Source organism: Ferdinandcohnia salidurans, from assembly GCF_042680725.1.
Classification (GTDB): domain Bacteria; phylum Bacillota; class Bacilli; order Bacillales; family Bacillaceae_L; genus Ferdinandcohnia; species Ferdinandcohnia salidurans.
The window spans coordinates 1-8,667 of sequence record NZ_JBHUEK010000019.1 but is presented as its reverse complement, the minus strand read 5'-3'; the positions used below and the strand labels follow the sequence as shown (position 1 = coordinate 8,667).

General features: G+C 38.5%; 9 protein-coding genes, 16 tRNA genes and 2 rRNA genes. 5 read left to right on the top strand and 22 right to left on the bottom strand.

The window, feature by feature from the left end; translation table 11 throughout:
• Positions 1-216: 216 nt before the first annotated feature.
• Together ACFSFW_RS12985 and ACFSFW_RS12980 are read right to left on the bottom strand one after the other, a co-directional pair.
• A complete protein-coding gene (locus tag ACFSFW_RS12985) occupies positions 217-783 on the bottom strand; it encodes an NADPH-dependent FMN reductase (RefSeq protein WP_388038904.1) in 567 nt (188 codons plus the stop codon).
• A 12-nt stretch (positions 784-795) separates the two neighbouring features.
• On the bottom strand, positions 796-1,854 hold the full coding sequence (locus tag ACFSFW_RS12980) for an LLM class flavin-dependent oxidoreductase (protein WP_388038902.1): 1,059 nt from the start codon (positions 1,852-1,854) through the stop codon (positions 796-798).
• 143 nt (positions 1,855-1,997) lie between these two features.
• Here ACFSFW_RS12980 and ACFSFW_RS12975 point away from each other — a divergent pair, with 143 nt between their 5' ends.
• Positions 1,998-2,354 (top strand): winged helix-turn-helix transcriptional regulator, encoded by a 357-nt coding sequence (locus ACFSFW_RS12975; RefSeq protein WP_304214922.1) that lies wholly within the window; start codon positions 1,998-2,000, stop codon positions 2,352-2,354.
• Between the two features lie 73 nt (positions 2,355-2,427).
• Here ACFSFW_RS12975 and ACFSFW_RS12970 read toward each other — a convergent pair whose 3' ends face one another.
• Complete coding sequence (locus ACFSFW_RS12970) at positions 2,428-2,814, bottom strand: sporulation protein (protein ID WP_304214924.1); 387 nt, start codon at positions 2,812-2,814, stop codon at positions 2,428-2,430.
• A 298-nt stretch (positions 2,815-3,112) separates the two neighbouring features.
• Positions 3,113-3,313: a hypothetical protein gene (locus ACFSFW_RS12965; protein ID WP_304214926.1), complete on the bottom strand. Its 201-nt coding sequence runs from the start codon at positions 3,311-3,313 to the stop codon at positions 3,113-3,115.
• Positions 3,314-3,692: 379 nt separating this feature from the next.
• Here ACFSFW_RS12965 and ACFSFW_RS12960 point away from each other — a divergent pair, with 379 nt between their 5' ends.
• From ACFSFW_RS12960 to ACFSFW_RS12945, 4 genes are all read left to right on the top strand, one after another.
• Entirely contained in the window at positions 3,693-4,541 is an 849-nt protein-coding gene (locus tag ACFSFW_RS12960) for an MBL fold metallo-hydrolase (protein ID WP_304214928.1), read from the top strand.
• 233 nt (positions 4,542-4,774) lie between these two features.
• Positions 4,775-4,978 (top strand): protein YkzT, encoded by a 204-nt coding sequence (locus ACFSFW_RS12955; protein ID WP_304214930.1) that lies wholly within the window; start codon positions 4,775-4,777, stop codon positions 4,976-4,978.
• A gap of 204 nt (positions 4,979-5,182) precedes the next feature.
• Positions 5,183-6,280, top strand: coding sequence for a C40 family peptidase (locus ACFSFW_RS12950; protein ID WP_304214932.1), 1,098 nt, complete (start codon positions 5,183-5,185; stop codon positions 6,278-6,280).
• 52 nt (positions 6,281-6,332) lie between these two features.
• Entirely contained in the window at positions 6,333-6,488 is a 156-nt protein-coding gene (locus tag ACFSFW_RS12945; protein ID WP_304214934.1) for a hypothetical protein, read from the top strand.
• Between the two features lie 153 nt (positions 6,489-6,641).
• On the opposite strand, the gene ACFSFW_RS12940 is transcribed toward ACFSFW_RS12945, so the two are convergent.
• The 18 genes from ACFSFW_RS12940 to ACFSFW_RS12855 form a co-directional block, all read right to left on the bottom strand.
• Positions 6,642-6,724 (bottom strand) — tRNA-Leu (locus ACFSFW_RS12940).
• A 30-nt stretch (positions 6,725-6,754) separates the two neighbouring features.
• Positions 6,755-6,840, bottom strand: a tRNA-Leu gene (locus ACFSFW_RS12935).
• A 37-nt stretch (positions 6,841-6,877) separates the two neighbouring features.
• A tRNA-Cys gene (locus ACFSFW_RS12930) sits at positions 6,878-6,951 on the bottom strand.
• 2 nt (positions 6,952-6,953) lie between these two features.
• Positions 6,954-7,028: transfer RNA gene (locus tag ACFSFW_RS12925), tRNA-Gly, on the bottom strand.
• A 26-nt stretch (positions 7,029-7,054) separates the two neighbouring features.
• Positions 7,055-7,129 (bottom strand) — tRNA-Gln (locus ACFSFW_RS12920).
• Between the two features lie 41 nt (positions 7,130-7,170).
• Positions 7,171-7,246 (bottom strand) — tRNA-His (locus ACFSFW_RS12915).
• An 11-nt stretch (positions 7,247-7,257) separates the two neighbouring features.
• Positions 7,258-7,331 (bottom strand) — tRNA-Trp (locus tag ACFSFW_RS12910).
• 37 nt (positions 7,332-7,368) lie between these two features.
• A tRNA-Tyr gene (locus ACFSFW_RS12905) sits at positions 7,369-7,453 on the bottom strand.
• 16 nt (positions 7,454-7,469) lie between these two features.
• Positions 7,470-7,545, bottom strand: a tRNA-Thr gene (locus ACFSFW_RS12900).
• Between the two features lie 7 nt (positions 7,546-7,552).
• A tRNA-Phe gene (locus ACFSFW_RS12895) sits at positions 7,553-7,628 on the bottom strand.
• 8 nt (positions 7,629-7,636) lie between these two features.
• Positions 7,637-7,712 (bottom strand) — tRNA-Asp (locus ACFSFW_RS12890).
• Between the two features lie 83 nt (positions 7,713-7,795).
• Positions 7,796-7,872: transfer RNA gene (locus ACFSFW_RS12885), tRNA-Met, on the bottom strand.
• 16 nt (positions 7,873-7,888) lie between these two features.
• Positions 7,889-7,964, bottom strand: a tRNA-Val gene (locus ACFSFW_RS12880).
• A gap of 4 nt (positions 7,965-7,968) precedes the next feature.
• A tRNA-Glu gene (locus ACFSFW_RS12875) sits at positions 7,969-8,043 on the bottom strand.
• A gap of 25 nt (positions 8,044-8,068) precedes the next feature.
• A tRNA-Ser gene (locus ACFSFW_RS12870) sits at positions 8,069-8,160 on the bottom strand.
• Positions 8,161-8,163: 3 nt separating this feature from the next.
• Positions 8,164-8,238, bottom strand: a tRNA-Asn gene (locus ACFSFW_RS12865).
• 10 nt (positions 8,239-8,248) lie between these two features.
• Positions 8,249-8,364, bottom strand: a 5S ribosomal RNA gene (gene rrf / locus ACFSFW_RS12860).
• A gap of 106 nt (positions 8,365-8,470) precedes the next feature.
• A 23S ribosomal RNA gene (locus ACFSFW_RS12855) occupies positions 8,471-8,667 on the bottom strand; the annotation flags it as partial.

The window sequence follows — 8,667 nt, the reverse complement described above, 5'->3', positions numbered from 1 at the left end:
TAAATACTTTTTTTTGAAAATATGGAATTATTTTAAAGGTGTGCAAGGCCAGTGGGCCTGACCCCCGACACGGTAATGCTTTACCGTGTCGGGGGTCTGGCACCAATATAGGTGCATTAATCCTTCTTGGATCAACGCTACCCTTTCGTTGAATTAGAAATTGTTCAACTCAACCTTCTGTTGTCCTTATTTAATCAACTATCCCTTACATATAAACTAAAAATCATACTTGTCTTCTTTTTCTTGTCGAATTTTTGTATATGTTTCAGTGAGAAGTACCGTATCTTCAACCAATCTGGTGATACGGAATAAAACATCATCATTTACGATTTCTTTTCTCAAGAAATCCTTTTCCTCAATAAATACATAAGTTTGCACGATTTGTGCTTTCATATATGAAAGAATTGGCTTTAATTGTTGCTCTGCAATCAAATAATGTTTTGAAGTACCTGCTGTAATAAACAAACTCACTACTTTATCTTGAAAGGCATTCACAGGTAATAAATCAAAAATGTTTTTTAAAGTAGCTGGTATAGACGCTTGGAATATAGGTGTCCCTATGATAATAGCATCAGCCTCCATTATCGTTTTTACGACATATCCCGTGTCACCTTCATAGTCTAAGTAATTCCGTCCATCACTGAACTGGATACTGTAATCTGCTAAATCAATAAGTTTCCATTCTACCTCTGGATAATTATCAGATATCTCCTTTTCAAGGTAATTCATTGCAGTCCGTGTTTTAGAACCAACTATTGAGCCTGATATTCCAACAACTTTCACGATTACACCCTCCTACTGTCTTGTTGTATATTTTTTTATTGCCGGTAAAATTTCATTGCCAATTAAATCTATGTTTTTCATTAATTTCTCAAATGGCACTCCACCAAAATCCATTTGGGCAATATAACGTTGATGTCCAAATAGTTCATACTGATAGAGGATCTTTTCAATTATTTGTTGTGGACTACCCACATTCAAGACATCACGATTATCTGCACCTTGAGCAAATCCGCGTTTTGAATAGCTCTGACCATTGATTAACTCCATTCCTATATTGATATGTGGATATACTTCTTTTTGAGCTAATTGTGTGGTCTCAGCTACATAGAAGAATCCTGCTGTGGCTACAGGTAACGTTGATGGATCATGTCCATATTCTTGGGCTGCTTGTCTATAAGCGTCAACTGAGTATTTAAAATTAATTGCTGGACCGCCTAGCATTGCAATTTGCATGGGTACACCAGCAATACCTGCTTTAATAGCACTCGCAGCGTGACCACCGACTGCTCTCCAGATAGGTAGTGAACCATTTAACGGTCTTGGTAGTATTTTTGCATTTTTTAATGAAGCACGGAATTTTCCACTCCAATTAACAATTTCTTCTTTATTTATTTTTAATAGCAAATCAAATTTTTCTTCATATAACTCTTCATAATCTTTTAAATCGTATCCAAGCAAATTAAATAAACCTACTCGTGATGCACGACCAGCAATTATCTCTGCTCGTCCGTTTGAAATCAAGTCAATTGTTGCAAAATCCTCATATACTCGAACAGGATCTAAAGTACTTATGATTGTCGAAGCACTTGAAAGCTTAATTCTTTCTGTTGCTTGAGCAATTGCTGCTAACACAACAGAATGGGCTTGTGTTGTAAAATATTCTTGGTGACTTTCTCCAACACTAAAAAATTGAATCCCTGCTTGTTCTGCTAACTGGGCTAATTCAATAATTTCTTGCAATCTTTGTTGTGCGGAGATTCTTTCTCCAGAATGGGGATTCGGTATATGATCACCTAACGTATATAATCCAAATTCAAGACCCTTATTCTGGTCAATTCGGTATTTTTCCATTTTAATTCCAACCTTTCAAAGTATAAACATTTTTCATTTCCTTACTCATTTCCATTATCCACCTACTATCACTTTTTATGAAGTACGCACTTAAATGTGGTATAGTATACAAAAAGATACTATTGTAAGGGTGGTGTATTGGAATGAAAATTGAACCTGAATTATGTCGTGTTGATGACGCTTTAGAAATACTGGTTGGTAAGTGGAAGCCGTTAATATTATTACATTTGTTGAAGGAAAGTACGCAGCGTTTTAGTGAATTGAAACGAAGTCTACCAGAAATCACACAAAAAATGCTCACTAAGCAATTAAGAGAGTTAGAAGATGAAGATATTGTAGAACGCAAAGTGTATGCACAAGTTCCACCTAAAGTTGAATATTCGATAACTGAATATGGAAGAAGTTTAGAACCAATTTTAGTCAAAATGCATGAATGGGGTTTAAATCATCAAAAGCATAAAATGCAAAAGCAAGCAGAAAAAGCATCGACTGCCCAATAGTCGATGCTTTTATTGATTTAATAAGATTTACTATACACTTCTTCTTGAACTAACAAGCAGTTTTCTGTTACTCCTAAACGATCCGAATAGCATCCTGATCAAAGCTTTCTACCCCTTCTTTGAAGGCTAATCTAGTTTTAAATCGATAAGTTAATGAGCCTGAAGATGCTGGAGTAGAGTTCGGCAACTTGAAAGTAAAAGGAATTTTATTGATGGTATCTGCAGGAATTGAATTGGTTGTTAAAATGGTAATACAATCGACGATTTCTTCGCTTTTCTCCTCATTATCTATTAGGACCAAATCACAATCAATCCGTTTCAGTTGTTGTATTGTAGTTCCGCCTTTAATCAAGAAATATCCCTTTACCTCCTCACCTGCCCTGTATGTTTCTTTTTCAAGAACAAGATCGATCTGTGCTGATCCTATTCCTAATAGTGCCATATATTTTCTTAGAATCATAAATATCCTCCTGTTTGATTTCGAGATTTCAAAACAAAAAAACCTTTACCGCTAGGCAAAGGTTTTTAAACAATAAAAGACCTTTACCAATAGGCAAAGGTCTTGCTAACAACGAATTGGTTGCCAACAAAGCCGAGAAAATAGAATTCTCCGAAATGACGACTTTGTTGTAAAAGCTACTCCCCTTTAAAAAAGGATATAGTATTCATTTATAATTTTAGTCTAAGGATTCTTCTTTTTAAAGTCAACCACATTTTTCATTTTAAGTTCGGATCAATTTAAAAGGTGAAAAATCATATTAATTATTCTTTTGTGACCCGAATAGCTTTAGAAGTGGATTTGGTTTTTTATCAATCACTTTCAACTCATCCATAATGAGATTCTTTTCATGACTCGCTAACCATCCCTTAAGCTCTTCCTTATTTCTACAATGGGTTAAGTATATTTCTCCATCTTTACCTACTGCATTAACTACAAATCTATTCGTGGTTTTCCCCATAATTGTCACCCTTTTTCTAAAAATTATATTTAGTAAATGAACCACGGTTACTTGGACTTTAATGAATACAATGTACTAATACAAATAGATTGATATTTTATAGTCACGTTTTGGCAAAAATCGAGACTCTGTTAAAGGGTAATTCTCAATATGCATTACGTGATTTATGAATGTTATTCTAATGCCTCACTTAAGAATATGTCAATACACTTTACAATTTCATCTTAAAAGTTTAATAATCTTTAGAAAAGGGCCTGACCCCCAGCATGGTAAAGCACTACCTCACTGGGGTCAGTTGTTTTTTTAATGAACCACAATTTTTGTCTCCACTATAAATAGGATATAATGACGATACAAATATTCTTAAAGGGGTTCACTTATGCAAACTTTACAAAAGCTTTCTAATCGTCTCTTTTACCTACCTCCAGTTCAAAAAACAGATCGTCCAATATTGGTAGCCATTGTGGGAGATGATCAAACATTGTTAATTGATGCTGGGAATTCGTCTGAGCATGCTAAACTATTTAAACAGCAATTAGCTTCCCATCACATAAGCGGAGGTATTCTCGCTCTTTCCCATTGGCATTGGGATCATGTATTTGGCCTTTCTGAAATGGACATGCCTTCAATCGCAAATAGCATGACCTATCAAAAAATAAAAGAACTACAGACATTTTCATGGGAAGACAAGGAATTGGATGAACGAGTTGAATCAGGAGTAGAAATACCATTTTGTGCAGACGCGATTAAGCTAGAGCTTGGAAATGATCGGAATGTTACCATACCAGATCCTACCCTCATTTTTGAAAAGCAAGTAAAACTGAATCTAGGTGGGGTTACCTGTTTCATTGAACATGTGGGTGGAGATCATTCGCCTGATTCGAATCTCCTCTATATCCCTGAGGAAAAAATGCTGTTTCTCGGTGACTCCCTCTATGCCAATATGTACGCAGAAAAATGGCACTATACCGTTGAAAAGATGGGGAAGCTTCTGGAGAAGATCGAAGGTTATAATGCGGAGATCTATTTCTTATCTCATCATCCAGCACCATTGAATAAAGATGAATTTTCATCCTTTGTTACATTATTGAAGACAAGTGCTGAGTTAACGGTGAAATATCAAGGCGATGTAGACAAAATGAAAACCGAGATGTCCTCCCGTTTCCACCGTGAGTTAACAGAGGACGATTTAGAAATACTCACGTACTTTGTGAATGGATATGTGTAATATGACGATGACCCCAAGGATTATTTACCTTGGGGTTATATTTATTTGTATCGAAATTGACCCTTTCTTTCCACTACTCCCTCCATCTTCATAAAAGAATTCAGTTTGTTACAACATTTCAAACAGAAATATGAAGATATTGTGAATTGTATCACAAATGTATTTTTAAGTTATTAAAGGGAGTTATACTGTAGTTGATTGAACAATAAATCTTCCAAGGAAGGTGCAAGGAAATGAAAGGTACAGCTCTATTAATTAATAAGGATCACACTGTTACAGTCTTGGAAAACGTTGAACATGTTGTATATGAAGACCTGGCAAGTCTCGCAGATTCTAAGAATTTAAAATGTACCATTAATGACAAAGAAATTCAGTTTGACCCCATTGATCAAGTTGTTTGGTATGAAGAAACCATTGACTGGGAATACGGGTATTAATTTATAGAAAAATTTCATCATTCACAAAGCTTGCCGTATCTAAATTACAGCAAGCTTTACTTTTTTTCGGCAAAAAAAGATCAATTTTATGGTGTCCCCCTAACATATTGGATAACTATTCCTCTATTTCCACATTAATCTACAAACCTAGACAAAACTATAGTATAATTTATTAGATTAATAGATTCGCGAGGAGGTACATAAGTGGGTAATAAGAAGCTATATATGTCCGTGACGACGACTGCCATCATTGCATCTGCATTTTTTGCTGCAGAAGAGGCCGAGGCAGCAAGCACGTACAAAGTTCAGAGTGGTGATTCACTGTGGAAGATTGCTCAAAAACATGATCTGACTGTTTCACAATTGAAGTCTTTAAACAATTTAACAAGTGATCTTATTTTCCCGAGTCAAGTTCTTAAGACAGAAGTAAATTCTACAAGCAGTTCACCAACCAGCAATACGCAACCTACAACTGAAAAAGAAACCCAAAAGCCTAGCACATCAAAGGCAACTACATACACTGTAAAATCTGGTGATACACTCAGTGGTATCGCAATATTACATAAAATTTCTCTAAGTGATTTAATGAAGTGGAATAACTTGAATTCTACTCTTATCTACCCAGGAAATGTATTTGTTGTAAGTAAACCTACTACAACCGAGAATCCAAGTAAACCTACAACTGAGGAACCTACTACCTCTACTCCTGAGAAAATAGAGAAACCTCAAGAAGAACAGGTAAAAACTGCTACTGTTTATACTGTTAAATCAGGCGATACCTTGTCAAAAATTGCAGTAAACTATAAAGTGACAGTTGCAAACCTAAAGAAATGGAACAACTTGAAATCCGATATGATCTACATTGGTCAAAAGCTAAATATTGGCGATGGCGCTAAAGTTGAAACACCTACAGTTGAAACTCCACCAACCAATAGTAGCTATAATGTCAATCAGTTGATTAAAGTAGCTAAAGACCAATTAGGAACACCATACGTCTGGGGTGGATCTAGCACAAACGGATTTGACTGCAGTGGGTTCATTTACTATGCATATAAGGCAGCAGGATTAGATACGAATCGCTATTCCAGCGAAGGCTACCATATGCGCTCTTATTATGTTAATACACCTCAAATTGGAGACTTAGTATTCTTCCAGGGAACCTATAAATCTGGTATTTCACATGTTGGAATTTATGTTGGGAACAACGAATTCATTCATGCTTCAAATGACGGTGTTGTCATTTCGAATGTAAATGACTCTTACTGGAAAAAACATTTTGAAGGATTTAAGAGGTTTTATTAATAAATTTTTAAAAGCATGAGGAAGTCCGTTCTTAGGAATGGACTTCCTTTTTGTGTCCGAAGATATAATCATTGCCGTTCTCCCTTTTTCAATCGTGATTGGGTTCATGGTCATCAGTTTACTTAAATCCTTACATCATGAAGAAAAGTTCATGAGAAGTACAGAACCGAGAAAAAGCAAAAAATTGAAAACAGCTGTGAAACCGTAAGTATAGGTGCTACACAAAAAGTCGGATGACATTGTCCGACTAAATGTATGAAAAGAGGCTGCCCCATAAGGGACAGCCTTGTTTTCTACTTCGCTGCAATTTAGGAAAACACAAAGAAAAAACACTTCCTAGTTAATGGGAAGTGTTTTTTGATACCTGAGGCCGGACTCGAACCGGCACGCCATCGCTGGCAGTGGATTTTGAGTCCACCGTGTCTGCCATTCCACCACTCAGGCGTATATAGAAAGAAAAAAGACATCAGAAGATGCCGAGGACCGGAATCGAACCGGTACGGTAGTCACCTACCGCAGGATTTTAAGTCCTGTGCGTCTGCCAGTTCCGCCACCCCGGCAAGTCATAAAAAAGCACTTACATTCAGTTTAAAATAATGGAGGCGGCAACCGGATTCGAACCGGTGGTAAAGGTTTTGCAGACCTCTGCCTTACCACTTGGCTATGCCGCCATTGGAGCGGAAGACGGGATTCGAACCCGCGACCCCCACCTTGGCAAGGTGGTGTTCTACCACTGAACTACTTCCGCAAAATATTATCATTAAATAAAAAAAATGGCTGGGCTAGCAGGATTCGAACCTACGAATGACGGAGTCAAAGTCCGTTGCCTTACCGCTTGGCTATAGCCCAATGTTTAGCTGCGTATCAGCAGAAACTCTATAGAAATAAAATGGGGCGACTGATGGGAATCGAACCCACGAATGTCGGAACCACAATCCGATGCGTTAACCACTTCGCCACAATCGCCATAATTAGATTGGCAGGGGTAGTAGGAATCGAACCCACACCAAAGGTTTTGGAGACCTTCGTTCTACCTTTAAACTATACCCCTATTATATTTAAATTTAAATAAAAGGTTACTAATTAAATGGTGGAGGGGGACGGATTCGAACCGCCGAACCCGGAGGGAGCGGATTTACAGTCCGCCGCGTTTAGCCACTTCGCTACCCCTCCACTATTAAATTAAAAATGGTGCCGGCGATAGGAGTCGAACCCACGACCTACTGATTACAAGTCAGTTGCTCTACCAACTGAGCTACACCGGCATAAATATGGTGGCTCAGGACGGAATCGAACCGCCGACACAAGGATTTTCAGTCCTTTGCTCTACCGACTGAGCTACTGAGCCACTACATATGGCGGTCCCGACCGGGATCGAACCGGCGATCTCCTGCGTGACAGGCAGGCATGTTAACCGCTACACCACGGGACCATTTTTATTGAATATTTCGTCTTTTGTTTAAGAACAAATATTATATTACTATATTATTTCGTTCTAGTCAACAACTTTTTTTTTGGTTGCGGGGGCAGGATTTGAACCTACGACCTTCGGGTTATGAGCCCGACGAGCTACCAGACTGCTCCACCCCGCGATAATGATATTTTAAATGGTGGAGGATGACGGGATCGAACCGCCGACCCCCTGCTTGTAAGGCAGGTGCTCTCCCAGCTGAGCTAATCCTCCATAATGGTGACCCGTACGGGATTCGAACCCGTGTTACCGCCGTGAAAGGGCGGTGTCTTAACCGCTTGACCAACGGGCCAACTTACTTGTAAATATATATATAGTGGCGGAGAGCAAGGGATTCGAACCCTTGAGACAGTGTTGACCGCCTACACGATTTCCAATCGTGCTCCTTCGACCACTCGGACAGCTCTCCAAATGGCTCCGCAGGTAGGACTCGAACCTACGACCGATCGGTTAACAGCCGATAGCTCTACCACTGAGCTACTGCGGAATGATACAAAACCTAGCGACGTCCTACTCTCACAGGGGCAATGCCCCAACTACCATCGGCGCTGAGAAGCTTAACTTCCGTGTTCGGTATGGGAACGGGTGTGACCTTCTCGCCATCGTCACTAGATAAAGTAAAGACAAGTATTATTATACTATCTTTAGAAAATATTTCAAGAAGAAATTTTCATTCCTTCAAAACTAGATAACGTATTTACATTCATTTTAGAAGTGATTTGGTTAAGTCCTCGATCGATTAGTATCAGTCAGCTGCACATGTCACCATGCTTCCACCTCTGACCTATCAACCTCGTCATCTTCGAGGGATCTTACTAGTTTAACACTATGGGAAATCTCATCTTGAGGTGGGCTTCATGCTTAGATGCTTTCAGCACTTATCCCTTCCACACATAGCTACCCAGCGATGCCCTTG